We start from the raw sequence: 19,469 nt of genomic DNA on the forward strand, positions 1-19,469 counted from the left end.
GCAGCTATTAACTACACACCCTTCCTCACAACTGAAAGTACTTTACAACCCGAAGGCCTTCTTCATACACGCGGCATGGCTGCATCAGGCTTTCGCCCATTGTGCAATATTCCCCACTGCTGCCTCCCGTAGGAGTCTGGACCGTGTCTCAGTTCCAGTGTGGCTGATCATCCTCTCAGACCAGCTAGGGATCGTCGCCTTGGTGAGCCATTACCTCACCAACTAGCTAATCCCACCTAGGCATATCTTGACGCGAGAGGTCCGAAGATCCCCCTCTTTGGCCCGTAGGCATTATGCGGTATTAGCCATCGTTTCCAATGGTTATCCCCCACATCAAGGCAATTTCCTAGGCATTACTCACCCGTCCGCCGCTCGACGCCCAACAAATCCTCCGAAGATTCAATGTTGTCGTTTCCGCTCGACTTGCATGTGTTAGGCCTGCCGCCAGCGTTCAATCTGAGCCATGATCAAACTCTTCAATTTAAGATTTTGTCGGCTCAATGAATACTGACTTCAAAACTACAAAAAGTAATTCTAAAGCTATTATCTTTCCAACAGAAAGATAATGAATTGACTGTGCCAAGCCCTAAGACTTGATTGGTCACTCAGTTCATTGAAACCAAAGTTGATTCCGAAGAATCTGTTTTACTTCTCTTAATAAAAAGGGAAGATAAAACGTTTTGATATTCATCAACGAGTGCCCACACAGATTGATAGGTTTAAATTGTTAAAGAGCTTTACTTATTGAGCGTTCCTTTTAGTAAGGAGCCTCTCTAAGTGGACGGCCATTCTAGCGAATTGGGTTCCAGTGTCAAACACTTTTTCCAGCTAATTTTTCAAAGCATCTTAAATGCTTAATGTCGTCTCGTTACTTAGTTCAAACCGCTTGGTTATCCCTAGCAACGGAGGCGCATTATAGAGAGAATCCCCCTTTGCACAAGACCAAAAACGGAAAAAAATCGCCACAGGCGATCGTTCGGACACTATTCACTCAAAGCGTTCAAAATAGGTACGATTGCGTCTTAATTTCGACTAATCGTACCTATCGTTCTTACCTTGATTATTGGTGAGCAATAATTCGGTCATTATTCACTAATAGCTGCACTTTCTTATCCGGATTGATTTTCCCCGCAAGTATCGCTTTCGCTAACGGGTTCTCAACAGTTTGTTGAATTGCTCTTTTAAGAGGCCTTGCACCATATACAGGGTCAAAACCAACTTGAGAGATTAGCTTGAGCGCTTTTTCTGAAACTTCGAGTTCATAACCATTGTCTTCCATTCGCTTTTTCAAATGATCAAGCTGAATAGCGGCAATTGACTCGATGTGCTCTTGGCCTAATGGATGAAACACGACACTTTCATCAACTCGATTCAAAAACTCAGGTCGGAAATGTTTACCCACCACTTCCATAACCTCATTTTTAATCCCTTGGTAATCCAATGTATTAAAGTTCTCTTGAATACGAGTTGAACCTAAGTTCGATGTCATGATTACCACGGTATTTCTAAAATCAACCGTACGACCTTGTCCGTCAGTTAATCGCCCATCATCTAAAACTTGCAATAGAATATTGAAAACATCTGGGTGAGCTTTCTCTACCTCATCAAGCAGAATGACAGAATAAGGTTTTCGACGAACAGCTTCGGTTAAGTACCCACCTTCTTCATAACCCACATAACCAGGGGGAGCACCAACTAAACGAGCAACAGAGTGTTTTTCCATAAACTCAGACATATCGATACGAACCATGGCATCTTCACTATCGAACATAAAGTTAGCTAATGTTTTACACAGTTCCGTTTTACCTACACCTGTTGGCCCTAAGAACAAGAACGAACCAATCGGCTTATTCGGATCAGACAAACCAGCACGGCTACGACGAATCGCATTCGATACCACTTCGACCGCTTCCGCTTGACCGATAACCCGCTTATGCAGAACACCTTCCATTTTCAGAAGCTTCTCCTTTTCTGCTTCTAGCATTTTAGAAACAGGAATACCGGTTTGCTTTGAAAGGACATCGGCGATCTCAGCGTCGGTCACCTTATTACGTAATAAGGTCATTTCTTGCATTTCAGCTTGAGTCGCGAGATCTAACTGCTTCTCCAATTCTGGGATTCGACCATATTGCAATTCAGACATACGGTTAAGGTCACCAGCGCGTCGTGCAAAATCCATATCCATTCGAGCTTGTTCTAGCTCTGATTTAATATGTTGCGTACCAGACAGCGCCGCTTTTTCAGCGTTCCAAACTTCTTCAAGCTCTGCGAAATCGCGTTCTTTCTCAGAAAGTTCGCTTTGTAACGTACGAAGCCTCTTTTCACTGGCCTCATCATTTTCATTCGTCAGAGCTTGCTGTTCGATCTTCAATTGAATGATTTTGCGCTCTAACTTATCCAATGACTCGGGCTTTGAATCTATCTGCATTCGAATACTCGAAGCCGCTTCATCAATGAGATCAATCGCCTTATCTGGTAACTGACGATCTGAAACATATCGGTGAGATAGCGTTGCCGCCGCTACGATAGCAGGATCGGTAATTTCTACATGATGGTGGAGTTCATAGCGCTCTTTCAAACCACGAAGAATCGCTACCGTGTCTTCAACGGTGGGTTCATCCACGATCACTTTTTGGAATCGACGCTCCAAAGCCGGGTCTTTCTCTATATATTGTCGGTATTCATCGAGCGTTGTTGCGCCGACACAATGCAGTTCACCACGAGCTAATGCTGGTTTCAGCATGTTACCCGCATCCATAGAGCCTTCGCCTTTACCTGCGCCGACCATCGTATGAATTTCATCGATAAAGAGAATGACATTGCCTTCTTCTTTCGATAATTCATTAAGCACTGATTTTAGACGCTCTTCGAATTCACCACGATATTTAGCACCCGCAACTAATGAGCCCATGTCTAATGAAAGCACTCGTCGGCCTCTTAAGCCTTCAGGCACTTCATTATTGATAATACGCTGAGCCAAACCTTCGACAATCGCAGTTTTACCTACACCGGGTTGACCGATAATGACAGGGTTGTTCTTAGTACGACGTTGAAGGACTTGAATCGTGCGACGAATTTCATCATCACGACCAATCACAGGATCTAGCTTGCCTTGCTCTGCTCGCTCGGTCAGATCAATGGTGAACTTCTCTAAAGCTTGGCGTCTATCTTCCGCATTCGGGTCATCAACCTTTTGACCACCACGAACTTGCTCGATAGCTTGAGATAGTTTTTGCTCAGTAAGGCCTAACTCTTTAAGTAAGTTACCTAGAGGTCCTTTGTCTTCTATTGCAGCGAGTAGGAATACTTCTGAAGATATATAACTGTCTTGACGCTTTTGCGCGACCTTGTCACATAGGTTGAATAGCGTTCCCATTGCGTTAGAAAGCTGAACATCACCACCGATACCGCTGACTTTTGGGACTCTGTCTAATATTTCGCTCAATTTAGAACGCAATTGAACAACGTCAATATTCAGCATAGTGAGCAATGGACGAATCGCACTGCCATCTTGATTAAGCAAAGACACCATTAGGTGTACAGGTTCTATATATTGGTGATCACGACCTAATGCGAGCGACTGAGCATCAGATATCGCAATTTGGAATTTACTAGTGAATCGATCGAGACGCATGCCAACCTTCCTACTCTTAGATATGTTTATCTTATGGTTAGAAGATGGATACGGTAACGCAGATTTTCAAGGGATAAGGATGAAGAATAGAGCTGATATGAAAATATAAATGAACTGGATGAGTGGTTATGCTAGTCAGAGATTACTCTAACCAAATAAATGTTGCCTGACGCCCAGTAATACCATCACGACGATAAGAATAGAAAGCATCTGAATCTGCGTATGTACATAGATTCGAATCTGTCACCGAAGTCACGCCAACTTTCATTAATCGTTGAGTCGCAAGTTGAGACATGTTTGCTAACCACTTGCCGGGTTCAGATTTAGCTTTAAATGCTAATTTCGCTTGAGGGTCAAAACGAACAAAAGCGTCCAACACATCGTTGCCAACCTCAAACGCATCTTTACCAATAGCAGGGCCAAGCCAAGCAATGATCTGATTATCTGAATCTAGGTTTGAAAACTTTGCTACGGCATTTTCAAGAATGCCACCAGCAAGACCACGCCAACCGGCATGAACGGCAGCAACTTGAGTGCCTTTGGTATCGGTAAGGATGACCGGTAAGCAATCAGCTGTCATCGCAGAACACACAATCCCCTTTGCAGTGGTAAATGCACCATCCGCATCAAGCACATTCGCCACAGGTTCTAAAACCGTAATGACATCCGTTGAGTGAGTTTGATTTAGCCATACTGGAGCCGTGGGCATCTTAGATTGTTGCTTTAGCCATGTTCGATTACTTTCAACAAGTAAAGCATCATCCCCAACATGCATACCAAGGTTTAACCCTTGATAAGCACCTGTAGAACAACCATCAAAACGAGTCGAAGCAAATGCTTTCACGTTTTTTGGTGCATTCCAGTCAGGGATGATCATTGACACGATTAAATGTCGTCTTCTATGTTTTCGCGAGCATCAACACGCAACGCTTCAGCCATCACAACCATGTCATTTGGCACAGGTGCGTGGAACTCTACTTCTTCACCAGTAATCGGGTGAACAAACTTCAGCATAACCGCGTGTAGCGCTTGGCGATCAAAAGAACGAATCATTGTCGTTAGCTCTTCAGATGCACCTTTTGGAATACGTGCACGACCACCGTACGCAATATCACCTAACAACGGGTGCTGAAGGTATGACATGTGAACACGGATTTGGTGAGTACGACCCGTTTCTAGGCGCAGACGAATACGAGTATGTTCGCGGAAGTGCTCAGCAACACGGTAGTGAGTTACCGCAGGCTTACCCAGTTCATTAACGTCCATTAACGTACGCTTAGTTGCATGACGGCTAATGCCTTTCTCAACCACACCACCCGCGGTCATTTTACCAATAGCAATTGCTTCATATTCACGAGTAATACGACGTTTAGCAAGAGCTCGTACAAGGCGAGTTTGAGCTGGAACCGTTTTAGCCACAACCATAAGACCAGTTGTGTCTTTATCAAGACGGTGCACAATACCCGCACGAGGTACTTCAGCAATCTGAGGGTAATGGAAAAGCAATGCGTTTAGTATGGTTCCATCCGGCGTACCTGCACCTGGGTGTACAACCAGATCGCGAGGTTTATTGATAACCAATAAATCATCATCTTCATAGACAATGTCTAACGGAATATCTTGTGCTTCCCAGCGCTCTTCATCCGCAAGCTCTGCTTGTAAGATGATCGCTTCACCGCCCAAAACTATGGTGCGCGGTTTAGTGATAACTTCGCCATCCACTTGGATTTTGCCGTCAAGAAGCCACTCTTTAATACGAGAGCGAGAAAAATCGGTAAATAGTTCAGCGACAGCTTGGTCTAAACGTTGACCTAACTGGCTGCTTTTTACTGTGTCTGTTAATGTTATCTGCTGAGCCATATCGAACTTTTTTAAAAACCGTGAGACTAATACCCATTAGTATGGATAAAATAGAATAATTGCATCATTGTATCTGTTACTGGTTAGAAAGTAACGGAAGCTTACGAAATATTTAATTCAAGGAATCGACGCCTGACATGAAACACCTTACTTTAACGGGTCTATTAGCCGTATCACTCTTAGTTGGTTGTTCAAGTAGTGAAGAAATAGTACCGGATGTACCGCCATCGGTTCTTTACTCTGACGCCCAAGAATCACTGCAGAGTGGTAGCTGGCTTTCTGCAATCGAAAAGCTAGAAGCCTTAGACTCACGTTACCCATTCGGCGCCTATTCTGAACAAGTACAACTGGATCTGATTTACGCTTACTACAAAAATGATGACTTGGCGCTTGGCCTTGCGACTATTTCGCGATTCCTACGCTTAAACCCTACTCATGAAAAACAGGATTGGGTTCTTTACATGCGCGGTTTAACGCATATGGCACAAGACCGAAACTTCATGCATGATATTTTTAATATCGATCGTAGCGACCGAGACCCAGAACCTGTGAAACTTGCATTTGCTGATTTCAAACGACTGTTAGAACGTTTCCCAGCAAGCCCATACGCTGAAGATGCACAAAAACGCATGTTCGCACTGAAAAACCGCCTCGCGGAGTATGACTTAGCAACCGCTGATTTCTACCTGCGTCGTGAAGCTTGGATTGCAGCTATAAACAGAACACAAGAGTTGCAGAAGACTTACCCTGACACCATTGCTGCACGTAAGTCTTTAGACATTCAATTAGAAGCTTATGAACAACTAGGCTTAGAAGACGCAGTGTTACGAACAGAAAAGTTAATCGAGCTCAATCCACTGCCTTAGTCAGCGAATCACACTCGTCGTTAACTAAAACAATCACTTCAAAATCGCGCTAATTTGTTAGCGCGATTTTTTTTGAACTTCGTCTGGTAAACTTGATGAATGGCAACATAAGCAGTATCTTCAATAGATAACTTTTAACAAAACATCAACATGGAGTGTGGATGTGAGCAGGATGTTATTATTTATCTGGATCGGGTTATTTAGCCAACTTTCCAACGCATTAGAACTGTCCCCATTGAGCAATCAACCTTACATGGGAGACTTAGATGTACTCAAAACAAAAGGAACAGTGAGAGTATTGGTTTCGGCTGATCTGGGCTTTTACTACATAGAAGATGGCAAGCCAAAAGGTATTGTGGCAGAAATGCTCTACCACTTTGAGAAAAGTCTTCGTAAGAAGCACCCCTATCTCAACGTTCAAATCATCCCCGTGCAACGAGATGATCTACTCCCCTCGTTAGAATCTGGTTACGGTGATGTCGCTGTCGCCAACCTAACGATCACCGACAAGCGGTTAAGTGTCATCGATTTTTCCGATCCAATGATCAAAGATGGGAAAGAACTGATTATCACCGGAAAAAATTCTGCCCCTATCACCGAAATCAAGCAATTGAGTGGTCAAGAGGTCTGGATCCGAGCTAGCTCGAGTTACTTCGAGAGTGTTCAAAGAGTCAACAAAGAGCTTAACGCACTAGGTTTACCACCACTGCATGTCCACTTTATCGAAGAATCATTGCAAGACTACGAGCTGATAGAACTGGTTAATCAGGGTTATATACAAGGTACAGTTCTAGATAGCCACAAAGCTAAGCTCTGGCTCGATGTTATGGAAAACATTCAGGTACACACTGAGTTGCCGCTGCGTGAAAATGGTCAAATTGCTTGGGCACTGAGAAAAGACAGCCCTCAGCTAAAGAAAGAGATCAACAAATACGTAAAGACCGCACGAACAGGAACTCTACTTGGGAACGTTATCTATAATAAATACATCGACAACACTCGTTGGTTAGGACGAGCACTCAACCCTAATAAAGTAGACCGAGTGGCAAAACTGGCAGATGTCTTTGAAAAATATTCGAATGAATACGAATTCGACCCTTTGATGATGTCAGCTCAAGGTTTCCAAGAGTCTGGACTTGATCAAAGCAGGGTTTCTCACCGAGGCGCCATCGGTGTAATGCAGGTGTTGCCAAGTACCGCCAAAGACAAAAACGTCAATATAAAAAACATACATAAGGTGGATAACAACATCCATGCTGGTGTGAAATATATGCGCTTTATCAAAGACCGATATTTTGACGATCCAGCGATATCGCCTGACAATCAAATCTACTTCACTTTAGCTTCTTACAATGCAGGCCCCGCTAAGATAAGAAAGATGCGAAACATTGCTAAAAAGAAGGGTTATAACCCAAATATCTGGTTTAAAAACGTCGAAATCATCACTCGTAAGTACGTGAGTAAAGAACCCGTAACCTATGTCGCCAACATCAATCGTTACTTCGTCATTTACAAACAATTGCAAGCAATCAATGCCATCCGAGAGGACAGTACAGCGAGATTACTGAACACTAACGATTAACTTCCTCCTCAACATCAGAGCTTGAAGAACAAAGGTGTTAGATAAGGTTAAAAACATAAAAGCCGCATAAGAAAACTTATGCGGCTTTTGTTTATCTAATTCTGAAGAAGCTTACGTAGAGAGCTACATCATGATACCTATATCACAAAACACTATTGAGTAAATTTCAATCAAGCACTTTCTATAGGCTGTAGTCCGCCCCTAAAAACTGGTTTAATTTTTAGCGAAGCCTTGTCTCCAACTTATCGTTTTTCATAGGGATAACAAGTATTTTTCGACAAAAAGATATCAAGACTTGCGTGAGATCACATTTGATTTTAATGCTTATCCCACCCAACCAAAACAAGACCTAGATCACGTTCTTTATTCCTAAAAGTCGTAATCTGAAGTTAACCCATGAGGGATACAACAGAGGAAAACTTCTATGAAAATGAACATCACTGGTAAAAATATCGACATTACCTCTGCAATCCGTGATCACATAGAAAGCAAATTTAAGAAGCTGGATAAATGGCAAGTAGACATCATTGGCTGCCAAGCGAGCTTTAGCGAAGAACCAAATAAAAAGAAAAAATTTGAAGCCGTTCTAACGGTACCAAAAGGCCAACTTGTTGCTTCATCAATTCATGACGACCTCTACGTAGCTATTAACGAAGTAGAACAAAAACTAGAGCGTCAACTCAACAAGCTGCGCCATAAACCAGAAGCGCGCCGCGCTGAAAAGCCTGAAATCGAAGAGCTAGAAGCTAAAGTAGAATAAGGAAATATGACAGATTAAAAAATAGCGCCTCAGGGCGCTATTTTTTTGCTTGACGCTCGTAGCTCGCTTGCTTATTGTGTTTAAACATTCATAAAACAATCACTTTTTATGCACTCTCACTCTTTGTTTATTTTTGACTTCTTTTTTCTTCCGTAAATCGGAGGCTAAGTCGTTTTAGAAAAACAAGTCAAAAACGAACAAGAAGCCTCCCACACTAGGGGGGCTTTTTTATAAGGACACATTTATGACTGACCGAACAATTTCACTAGATGATATCCGCCTTCGTCTCAATGATTTAGACGACGAACTCCTAAAATTACTTTCAGAGCGTCGTAAGCTGAGTATCGAAGTCGCTAAAAGCAAGGTAGAAACATCAAAACCCGTTCGTGATGCAGTACGAGAGCAACAACTACTAGTCAAATTGATCAACAACGGAAAAGACAAGTACGAATTGGATGCTCAGTACATTACTAAGCTGTTTCACACCATCATCGAAGATTCCGTTTTACTGCAGCAGTCATACTTACAAAACCTAGCGAATCCGCAAAGCCGTAAACCACTAGCTCGCGTTGCATTCTTAGGTTCTAAGGGATCGTATTCTCACCTTGCGAGCCGTGAATACTTCAGCCGCAAGAATATGGAATTGATTGAGCTGAACTGTAATCACTTCAAAGAAGTCGCATCGACTGTAGAATCGGGCCATGCCGACTACGGTGTACTGCCGATTGAAAATACCAGTTCAGGGTCAATTAACGAAGTCTACGATCTGCTACAACACACAACGCTTTACATCGTTGGTGAACTTTCTCAACCGATTGAACATTGCCTTGTCGCGAAAAATGATATTCGTTTAGAAGACATTAAAACGCTCTATTCGCATCCACAACCTCATCAACAATGCAGTGAGTTTTTAAGCCGCCTTAAAGATGTCAGCCTTGAATCTTGTGCAAGCACAGCTGATGCTATGAAAAAGGTGAAAGATCTAGGCGGTGATGATGTGGCAGCGATTGGTAATGCATCGAGCGGCAAGCTTTATGGACTTCAACCAATCCAAGGCAACATTGCAAATCAAACTGAGAACCACACTCGTTTCATCGTGGTCGCTCGTAAGCCTGTTGAAGTATCGACTCAGATCCCAGCTAAGACGACACTCATCATGTCGACTTCTCAAGAAGCCGGTTCTTTGGTTGAAACACTGCTGATTCTGCAACGCTTAGGTATTAACATGACCAAGCTGGAATCTCGTCCTATCATGGGTAACCCTTGGGAAGAGATGTTCTATGTGGATTTAGAAGCACACTTAGATTCAGATAATATGCAGCAAGCGATAACGGAACTAACAGCCATAACTCGTCACCTAAAAGTGTTAGGTTGTTACCCAAGTGAGAACATTAAGGCTACTCAAGTTAAGTTGTCTTAACTTTTTATTATCTGTTCCCCCATTTTAACTGCTATAAGCTTTTCACTAATACAAGCATTTGGCCTACTGCAGGCCAAATGCTAAAAGAAAGTAACTAATGGAATAAAACTCGAACTAAGGAATACGCAAAGTCTGTATACTTAAAAAGGAATTGGTTGTGTTACTGATTCTCACTCCTATCCACTTCAATCACCCCCACCGTACTTAAACACTCATTACTGATAATTTAATCATTAAATACAAAAACTTAAAACCCAAACAAAACTCTTCAAACACAATATAATCGATGGCAAGAACTCTCGAAATAACATAAACTTGCGCGCTAAAATTTATAAACCATGTTGTGAATAACCATGAAGCTAAGTACTAAAATATTACTTGTGATTGCCCCCGTAATACTGTTCAGTACAGCGGCTTCTAGCTATATCATCTATTCCACGCAAAAAAACAGCTTTATCAAACGTGAAGACAATGCACTGCAATTAAGCATGGAAAAATTAGCAGGCTATTTTCAACAGTCTCGTTCTTTCCTCAACAATTACTCCTACACCCTCACCAATAGTGACCTGGTTAAGCGTTATTTTATGGTTGATGAAAATGTCGACCACCAACGTGAACTGACTGATAACCTAAACGAAACGATTAAGTTACTGCAAGATGGTAACGACAGTTTTACAAGGGTCGCGTTGCTTGATAGCGATCGAGCTCTTAAATATTACGCTGACAATACCAATGATCCTTTCGCAAAAATGGATCCCAAGATATTAGAGTTCATTGAGCATCAATATCAAAAAACGTTAGCAACTTCGAGTACGGACTACATACAGAATTCCCAAGGTGAAGGGGTATTAGTTCATTATGATGTTATTGATAAAAAAGCAGTTTCGACACCAATAAACGATCCACCCAACAATGTGTTTTTTGTGGTTGTATCTGTCTCTCTTGATAAGTTTAATTCACTACGAAAACAGATAGAGTTCGACTATCAAACTAGTTTGTTTTTTACCCCTACGTTAGTGACACAGGGGCGTGAGTTAACACAATCTATAAAGCTAGCACCTGGCCTCTACGCCACGCTCGATCCTGCACCATTCTTATTAGACAACAAACTCAAATCTATCTGGAATGAACTGAGCCTATCCTTTGCCCTATCTGCATTTGTCAGTGTTACCTTACTGCTGATCCTGCTATCTCGCTGGGTGATAAACCCGATCACCCGTTTAGATAGGCAGCTTCAAGAGGTTGAGAAAAAACAGAGAAAAAACATTGAGCGCCTAAGAACAAATGATGAGTTGGGGCGCTTATCCCAACGCTTTTATGATATGTACCAAGAGTTGGATGACACGTACCAACAGACTAAGTTGTTGGCAGAAAATGATCAGTTGACCCAAATAGCCAATAGGCACCAGTTTCAAACCTTCGTGCAGCAGTCGTTGTCAAAACCTAGCTCGAACACCGAAACCTGGGTTCTCTACTTTGATTTAGATAACTTCAAATTTGTGAACGACAAATACGGACACCAAATCGGCGACTCGATTCTCGTCAGTTTTGCTCAGCGTATCTCCAATATTTGTAACCACTACAAAACAGAATTAAATGCCCACTGTCTGCCAGCCCGACTTTCTGGGGACGAGTTCGTTGTATACATTAATGCTCCAAATCACCAAGAAAATATCGCACATCGATTTTCGAATGATTTACTCACCCCACTACAAAAGGGGTTTGTCACCGAGTCAGGTAATTTCCCGATTACGGTCAGTATTGGTATTGCGACCCACCCTAATGATGGCGATACAATCGAGAAGCTTCTTTCGAATGCTGATACCGCGATGTATCAAGCCAAACGTGCAGGTAAAAACCAATTCGCAGATTACTCGTTAGACTTAGATAAAACCATTCAGCGTCAAGCCAGTATTGAGAGCGCCCTCAGAGAAAATAATTTTGATGAAGAGTTTAAGCTCGTTTACATGCCTTATATGGACTCAACAGGAAGTTATATTATTGGTGTAGAAGTGCTATTACGTTGGCACTCGAAACACCTTGGTTTAGTGGCACCCGATGAATTCATTCCTATCGCCGAACAAACCGGATTATTTGAAATAATTGATCGCTGGGTTATCCAGAATGCATTTGCTTCATTTCATCAACTTCAAGCTCAATTCGATCACTCTATTCAGCTATCGATTAACTTATCTTCAGCCGGGATTAAAACCACTCACCTTGCTGATTTCATCAAAGAGCATGCGAAAATCAATCAGATTCCGCCCAATTTGATCGATTTTGAAATCACAGAAACCTTTTACTCAAACTCTCAGGGGTTCCCATTACTTAACCAGTTATCATACATGGGCTATAGATTAGCAATCGACGACTTTGGTTCTGGTTACACCTCGATCACTCAACTGGTTCAGTATCCAACTCAGAAGATTAAATTGGATAAAACCTTTTTGGACACCTTGATTGAGACAGATAACCAGAACATAGTGAAACCGATTATCGGGCTATGCCATGCTCAAGGGAAAAAGGTCACAGCCGAAGGAATTGAAACTCAATGCATGCATCAGTGGTTACAAGATGCGCAGTGCGATATGCTGCAAGGCTATTATTTTGGTAAGCCTATGCCATTAGAAGAGCTGACGGAATGGTACCGACAGCATCAACTCAATTTTATCGATAATAAAAAGAATCAACCACATGAAATCTGTAATCATCGCATCGCTGAATCCAGCTAAAATTAGCGCCGTTAAAAGTGCATTCTTATCTGCTTTTCCTGATACTGAATTTGACTTCAAAGGCATCAGCGTCCCTAGTGGCGTTGCCGATCAACCCATGAGTAATGAAGAAACCTATCAAGGAGCAGTAAACCGCGTGCACAACGCAACTCAAGCTCAACCTGATTCGGATTTTCATGTTGGATTAGAGTCTGGAATCGAAGGAAAGGTTACATTTGCTTGGATGGTCGTTGAAGCAAACGGTCAGCGCGGAGAATCTCGATCTGCAAGCTTGATGCTGCCACCTGTTGTGCTTGATAAGCTCCAGCATGCGAATGAGCTAGGGGATGTTATGGATGATGTGTTTGGCACAGATAATATCAAACAAAAAGGCGGGGCGATTGGCCTACTAACACATAACCAACTAACACGCAGCTCTGTCTATCATCAGGCTTTAATTTTAGCGCTGATCCCATTTGTGAATCCAGAGCACTTTCCTATCTAGATCTTCGCTAAACTTCGAAAGTCTCAGAGAACAATCACCAGAAATAAAAAACGCTAACATTCAGTTAGCGTTTTTATCGAATTCATAGCCACACTACTCAGTGGTTGCTTAACTCTGTTATTGTTTGAGCAAAAGGTCGGCGATCACGGCTTTCTCTTGTTCAGATTTGGCCTTTAGCTCATTCGAGCCTCTGGTTATCGTCGCGACACCTACTCCCAGCATTTGGCTAACCTGTCGTTGCGACATCTCACCTTTCATCAGCTCACAAAAGATATTAATTCGAGCAACCAAAGCATCTCGCTCGTCTGGTGTCATCATCATGGTCAACAATAGTTCATGTTGATCTTTTTCGACAGCCGTCTTTACCAAGTCCATCAGTTGTTGCCAATTCTCATATTCAGGTTGTGATGCCATATCTCTACACTTACTTTTAAATTCTGACTTTAAAGAGTCGCTTAACGATTGAAAGCGTCGAACACTTTATACCGAAACACTTGATGTGATCCAATGTAAAAAGGCAGTAAGTGGAAATGGTTCGCACTCACTGCCTTTAATATTACTCAGCTTGGAGAAAAATACAGAAAGCTTAGTATTTCGTTTTTGCCTCATGGGGCGCTAAAAACGTCCCTTTCTCACCCAGGAGATCTCGATAGTAAGTCTCAAACATCAAGATATTCTGAACGTAACCACGAGTCTCTTTGAATGGGATCATCTCGATAAAAGCAAATGCATCGAGCTTTTCATCGCTGCGTGATCGCCACTGTTTCACACGACTAGGGCCAGCATTATACGCGGCAAATGCGAAGATGCGGTTATCATCATATTGAGCGAGTAGGCCATCTAGATAGTGGCTACCAATCTCAATGTTCTTGCCGACATCATAAAGATCATCGCTGCCCTGGTACTTAATCTTATGTTTATTGGCCGTGTATTGTGCCGTCTTTGGCATAATTTGCATGATGCCACGCGCGCCAACTGGAGAGCGAGCCTCTGAATCCATCGCACTCTCTTGTCTTGCTAAAGACATCAAAGTAATTGGATCGAGATCGTGCTTCTCAGCATAGAAATTAAACCACCACTTATGAGCGACAGGGAAACGTAACGCAATGTTATCCCACATCTTCGCAGAAATACTCGCCGTTACCGTAAAGTGATTCCATCGCTGTGTCGCAGCATGAGCTGCAAGCATCGCTTTTTGCTCTTTATCTGCATGACTTAATAACCAGCGCCACTCACTCTTTGCAGCCGCTATTTTATCTCGCTCAATCAGCTCACCGATACGAACCAAAGAAGTGTCGAATGGTTTCACCATTTCTGCACTGTATTTAAGGGTCGAAGTTGGATAGCTAACTGGCTTATTTAATTGCTTAGCGGCAGCCACACTGTAGAAATTACGCTGACCCAAAATGTCTGACAGTCGCTTATTACCTTCAGCAGTATCGCCTAGTGCAATCTCAGCTCTACCCTGCCAATACTGCCAGCGAAGCGAAGCCTGATGCTTATCATCTAAGCGCGCAATCCACTCTTTCAAACCCGTCCAATCGGCATGTTGAATCGCTAAGCGAGCTCGTCTTTCCAGCAAAACTTGCTTTGATGAACTCGCGAGCATTTTGTCTCGCCACGCCATCAACTCTTCAGAGTCGGTATTGATCAAGCGGAACGCTAGGTAATCCGCGAGCTCTTGGGATTTTTCTTTCGAAAATTTTTGAGCTTTCACAACATCATCAAAAACCTCTTGAGCGCTGCTTGCGGATTTCCTTACTAGCTTCTCGAAACCAAATTCAGTTTGAGCTTGGTAGAATTCATTCGCTGGGTGCTTCTTAGCAAACGCGAGTACATTTTCAGGCTTGTTGTACAACGCCTTCATCTGCTTCGCTTGAGTAATTGACTCATCATGATCTAATTGCTTAACCAAGTAGCTCATTAACTTACCGTTTCGACTCTCGAACGCTAAAAGCATTCTGTCCAGAATCAGCTGATCCGTTCTTAAGCCCGCTTCATCCCAACTTTCGAAAAGTGAATCACAGTTATCATCAACACCACTGCCACTTAACCAAAGTTGTTTCGCACCTTTAAAGGCGAGATCTTGATTACCTTGTTCATAATTAGCGCGGTAATAGATACATTGATATTTTTCACCAACAGGCTCTTGGGTTTGAAACTCAAGGATCGTCTTCCACTGTTTTTGAGCCGCCAATAAATCTAAATAAGGCGCTCGTATACGATTGGAAAACGGCAGTGCTTTGTTCTCTTCAATAAAAGCATCCACCTCGCTTGGCGTTCGATCACCTAAGCCCAATAAAAAGGCGCGATAGTCAGTGTAAGGTGTTAACGGGTATGTTTGAATTTTATTACGAAGTGCTGAATAAGCTTTTAGATCACGGTTGTCTAAAACCTCTTGCGCTCTGTCATAAACATCACGCTGCATTTCAAGCTCGGAAGCATTGCTGGCCATAGCCATTGGAGCCTGTGAAAATGAAAACAAAATTGCCGATGCAGCGACAGCAATTTTCGTATTACCAATGCGGAAAAACATTCGCTCTTTCCTTAGTGCGTGTATGAATACGTGAAGTCTATTTACGCCCGACATCACATCAAATGTAAAGAGTTTGAGTGTAAATATTGTTAATATTTAACACATCGCCTCGAAAGCTTATTAAATATAGTTTTAATGACCAATGTGACAATAATAGGTGAGGATTAGTTCAAGAATGGCTTTTCTGTCCTAGGAGTAACATCTTTGAGGATATTGGTATAAAATAGCAAACAATTTTGAACAATAATTAGGATCGATCGGCAATGGCTGAATACGTATATACCATGTCTCGGGTGAGCAAAACTGTTCCACCTAAGCGTCAAATTCTTAAAGACATTTCTCTTAGCTTTTTTCCTGGCGCTAAAATCGGTGTTTTGGGTCTAAATGGTTCAGGTAAATCTACCCTACTACGTATCATGGCTGGTATTGATACTGATATTGATGGTGAAGCACGTGCACAACAAGGTCTAAAAGTAGGTTACCTACCTCAAGAACCTGTCCTAGACGAATCAAAAACCGTTCGTGAAATCGTAGAAGAAGCGGTTTCAGATGTTGCTGACGCACTTAAGCGCATCGACGCAGTATATGCTGCTTACGCAGAACCTGATGCAGATTTCGATGCATTAGCGAAAGAGCAAGGTGAACTTGAAGCACTGATCCAAGCAAAAGACGGTCATAACCTAGAAACAGCTCTAGAGCGAGCTGCAGATGCACTTCGTCTTCCTGAGTGGGATGCGAAAATCGAATTCCTATCAGGTGGTGAACGTCGTCGTGTTGCTATCTGTCGTCTACTTCTTGAGAAGCCAGACATGCTGCTTCTTGATGAACCAACCAACCACTTGGATGCAGAATCAGTTGCTTGGCTTGAGCATTTCCTTGTTGATTACAGCGGTACTGTTGTGGCGATTACCCACGACCGTTACTTCCTAGACAACGCTGCAGGTTGGATTCTAGAACTTGACCGTGGTGAAGGTATCCCATGGGAAGGTAACTACACATCTTGGCTAGAACAGAAAGATGAGCGTTTGAAGCAAGAAAAAGCAGGCGAAAGCGCACGTCAAAAAACGATTGAGAAAGAACTTGAATGGGTTCGTCAAAACCCTAAAGGTCGTCAAGCTAAGTCTAAAGCTCGTATGGCTCGTTTTGAAGAAATGACGACTGGCCAATACCAGAAGCGTAACGAAACCAACGAATTGTTCATCCCACCAGGTGAGCGTTTAGGTGACAAGGTACTTGAAGTTAAGAACCTAACGAAGTCATTTGGTGATCGCGTTCTTATCGATGACCTATCATTCAGCATGCCTAAAGGCGCTATCGTTGGTATCGTTGGTGCCAATGGTGCGGGTAAATCAACACTATTCAAGATGCTAAGTGGCGCAGAACAGCCAGATTCAGGCACAGTTGAACTTGGCGAAACGGTTAAGCTTGCTTCTGTTGATCAGTTCCGTGACAGCATGGACGACACAAAAACAGTATTCCAAGAGATCTCTGAAGGCGCTGATATCATTAAGATCAACAACTTCGAAATCCCTGCTCGTGCATACTGCTCTCGTTTCAACTTCAAAGGCAACGACCAACAGAAGATCATCGGTCAGCTTTCAGGTGGTGAACGCAACCGTGTTCACCTAGCGAAACTGCTAAAAGCGGGCGGTAACGTGCTGCTACTCGATGAACCAACCAATGACCTTGATGTTGAGACACTACGAGCTCTTGAAGAAGCACTACTTGAGTTCCCTGGCTGTGCAATGGTTATCTCGCATGACCGTTGGTTCCTTGACCGTATTGCGACCCATATCTTAGACTACCGCGATGAAGGCCAAGTTAACTTCTACGAAGGTAACTATACTGAATATACAGAGTGGCTGAAAAAGACTCTAGGTGCACAAGCGGCAGAGCCTCACCGCATCAAATACAAACGTATTGCAAAGTAAATAAGCTTGTATTTTGAACAAAGGCCGCGATAATAGCGGCCTTTGATATATCTGGCTTACTATTTACCTATTGATATAGAGAGATTACCTATGCTTGAAAGACGTAAATTTTCACGAGTTATTTATCAAGTTCCGACTGAGATTTCACAAGGACAAGTAAATGTATCAGGCTCAGTGCAAGACCTATCTCTTCATGGTTTACTCATTCAATGTGATAAATTACAGCAACTCAGAACTGACACTCCTGTTCAAGTCAGCTTTAAGCTCGAAAACAGTGATATCAATATTCAGTTAGAAGCAACGATAGTCTCGACCATCAATACCTCAATGCGTTTACGTATAGAGCATTTAGATATTGATAGTATCAGCTACCTTAAGCGCCTTGTGGAACTTAACGTTGGCGACGATGAACTGCTTTATAGAGAGATTGAACACCTTACCGATTTAGGTAATGAGTGACGTCTCCATTCCCCTTTTTCTATTAGAAGCATTTAGTTAATACAGAACCATGTCTAAAAAAGTTTCCATTACAATCCCCTTAACCCAAGGGGATCAGACGTTTTATTTCGGTCGAAAAGCCGTACTACTATGTACTACCGCAATTTTTTCAGTGCCTCTATTGATTAGCGGGGCTGCATACATGCACTTTGAGGGCAAGCAAGAACTCGCCCTACAAGCCGATGATGCACAACAATTGATTGAAACACTGATTGTTGAAAAAGAACAAACCGACTTTCTTTACGCTGAGCAGGTAGAAACCAATCACTCACTGTCTCAAGCATTAACCGAGAAAGAAGGCACTATTCAGTTACTTGGCAAGCGTGTATTTGATGTGGAATCAGTGCTTGGCCTGACCGATGAAGAGCCGCTTACTGATGACGTCTCTTTAGAAGACCGAATTGATGCAGCGGCAGTAGATTCAGCAGTCAGAGCCACAATGTTTCGTTTGATTCCAAATGACAGCCCTATGGCTTATCAACGCATATCATCCTCTTATGGTCGTCGCTCTAACCCTATAACAGGTAAACGCCACGTTCATACTGGTATCGACCTAACGTGTAAGCGTGGTGAAGATATAGTAGCGCCAGCAGATGGCGTAATTGAAACCGTGCGCCCAAGTAAGAAAGGCTTCGGTAACTTTATAACTATGCGTCACTCATTCGGCTTCATGAGCTCTTATGCGCACCTACAGAAGTTCAAAGTACGTAGCGGTCAATTTGTGAGTAAAGGCGATGTGATTGCGAGCTGTGGTAACTCAGGTAACTCAACCGGGCCACACTTGCACTATGAGGTACGCTTCCTTGGTCGTTCATTGAACCCTCAATACTTGATGGATTGGACACCTGAGAACTTCAACTACGTGTTCGAGAAAGAGAAAAAGGTTAAGTGGGGTCCATTGGTTCAACTGATTGATAATGTGGTTCGCTTGCAGATCAACCTGACTAACGTGCCTTACATTAGCTCGACCATAGACACCGTATCGAGTGAAGATAGTAAGAAACCTATCACGACTAACTAGTTATTGGTTATTGGTTATTGGCTATTGGTTATTGGTTATTGGTTATTGGTTATTGAGGGATATTGGTTATTGGTTATTGAGGGATATTGATTTGGCCTATGATGATCTCATTGCTTTTAGCCTACAGTAGACCAAATGCTTTCAT

General features: G+C 42.6%; 14 protein-coding genes, 1 rRNA gene and 1 other annotated feature. Of the genes, 9 read left to right on the top strand and 6 right to left on the bottom strand.

Translation table 11 applies throughout. The features are described from left to right. The 4 genes from ACED59_RS09245 to rluD form a co-directional block, all read right to left on the bottom strand. Positions 1-483: ribosomal RNA gene (locus ACED59_RS09245) — 16S ribosomal RNA — on the bottom strand; the annotation flags it as partial. Positions 484-1,060: 577 nt separating this feature from the next. Next, positions 1,061-3,634, bottom strand: coding sequence for an ATP-dependent chaperone ClpB (clpB, locus tag ACED59_RS09250; RefSeq protein ID WP_017098368.1), 2,574 nt, complete (start codon positions 3,632-3,634; stop codon positions 1,061-1,063). Positions 3,635-3,776: 142 nt separating this feature from the next. Further along, positions 3,777-4,511 (bottom strand): peptidoglycan editing factor PgeF, encoded by a 735-nt coding sequence (gene pgeF / locus ACED59_RS09255; RefSeq protein WP_009848468.1) that lies wholly within the window; start codon positions 4,509-4,511, stop codon positions 3,777-3,779. A gap of 8 nt (positions 4,512-4,519) precedes the next feature. Continuing rightward, positions 4,520-5,494: a 23S rRNA pseudouridine(1911/1915/1917) synthase RluD gene (rluD, locus tag ACED59_RS09260; RefSeq protein WP_009848467.1), complete on the bottom strand. Its 975-nt coding sequence runs from the start codon at positions 5,492-5,494 to the stop codon at positions 4,520-4,522. Between the two features lie 137 nt (positions 5,495-5,631). Between rluD and ACED59_RS09265 the strand changes: the two genes are divergently transcribed. From ACED59_RS09265 to yjjX, 6 genes are all read left to right on the top strand, one after another. Beyond that, positions 5,632-6,360, top strand: coding sequence for an outer membrane protein assembly factor BamD (locus tag ACED59_RS09265; protein WP_009848466.1), 729 nt, complete (start codon positions 5,632-5,634; stop codon positions 6,358-6,360). Between the two features lie 157 nt (positions 6,361-6,517). Beyond that, positions 6,518-7,942, top strand: a complete 1,425-nt coding sequence (locus ACED59_RS09270; RefSeq protein ID WP_017098365.1) for a transporter substrate-binding domain-containing protein — start codon at positions 6,518-6,520, stop codon at positions 7,940-7,942. Positions 7,943-8,366: 424 nt separating this feature from the next. Next, entirely contained in the window at positions 8,367-8,702 is a 336-nt protein-coding gene (hpf, locus tag ACED59_RS09275) for a ribosome hibernation-promoting factor, HPF/YfiA family (RefSeq protein WP_017098364.1), read from the top strand. A gap of 110 nt (positions 8,703-8,812) precedes the next feature. Continuing rightward, positions 8,813-8,934 (top strand) — a sequence feature (Phe leader region). A 12-nt stretch (positions 8,935-8,946) separates the two neighbouring features. Further along, positions 8,947-10,122 (top strand): prephenate dehydratase, encoded by a 1,176-nt coding sequence (pheA, locus tag ACED59_RS09280; protein WP_017098363.1) that lies wholly within the window; start codon positions 8,947-8,949, stop codon positions 10,120-10,122. 353 nt (positions 10,123-10,475) lie between these two features. Next, positions 10,476-12,854, top strand: coding sequence for a bifunctional diguanylate cyclase/phosphodiesterase (locus tag ACED59_RS09285; protein ID WP_017098362.1), 2,379 nt, complete (start codon positions 10,476-10,478; stop codon positions 12,852-12,854). Further along, positions 12,817-13,338 (top strand): inosine/xanthosine triphosphatase, encoded by a 522-nt coding sequence (gene yjjX, locus ACED59_RS09290; protein ID WP_017098361.1) that lies wholly within the window; start codon positions 12,817-12,819, stop codon positions 13,336-13,338. Before ACED59_RS09285 ends, yjjX begins: the two co-directional genes overlap by 38 nt. 117 nt (positions 13,339-13,455) lie before the next feature. Here yjjX and trpR read toward each other — a convergent pair whose 3' ends face one another. Together trpR and ACED59_RS09300 are read right to left on the bottom strand one after the other, a co-directional pair. Further along, positions 13,456-13,752, bottom strand: a complete 297-nt coding sequence (gene trpR / locus ACED59_RS09295; protein ID WP_009848461.1) for a trp operon repressor — start codon at positions 13,750-13,752, stop codon at positions 13,456-13,458. 172 nt (positions 13,753-13,924) lie between these two features. Next, entirely contained in the window at positions 13,925-15,874 is a 1,950-nt protein-coding gene (locus ACED59_RS09300) for a transglycosylase SLT domain-containing protein (RefSeq protein ID WP_017098360.1), read from the bottom strand. Positions 15,875-16,137: 263 nt separating this feature from the next. On the opposite strand from ACED59_RS09300, the gene ettA reads away from it, so the two are divergent. From ettA to ACED59_RS09315, 3 genes are all read left to right on the top strand, one after another. Continuing rightward, complete coding sequence (gene ettA / locus ACED59_RS09305) at positions 16,138-17,805, top strand: energy-dependent translational throttle protein EttA (protein WP_009848459.1); 1,668 nt, start codon at positions 16,138-16,140, stop codon at positions 17,803-17,805. Positions 17,806-17,895: 90 nt separating this feature from the next. After that, positions 17,896-18,264 (top strand): PilZ domain-containing protein, encoded by a 369-nt coding sequence (locus ACED59_RS09310; protein ID WP_009848458.1) that lies wholly within the window; start codon positions 17,896-17,898, stop codon positions 18,262-18,264. A gap of 49 nt (positions 18,265-18,313) precedes the next feature. Next, complete coding sequence (locus ACED59_RS09315; protein ID WP_032499914.1) at positions 18,314-19,324, top strand: M23 family metallopeptidase; 1,011 nt, start codon at positions 18,314-18,316, stop codon at positions 19,322-19,324. Positions 19,325-19,469 lie beyond the last annotated feature (145 nt).

It is taken from the genome of Vibrio sp. FF266 (assembly GCF_041439695.1).
GTDB classification, from domain to species: Bacteria; Pseudomonadota; Gammaproteobacteria; order Enterobacterales; family Vibrionaceae; genus Vibrio; species Vibrio tasmaniensis_A.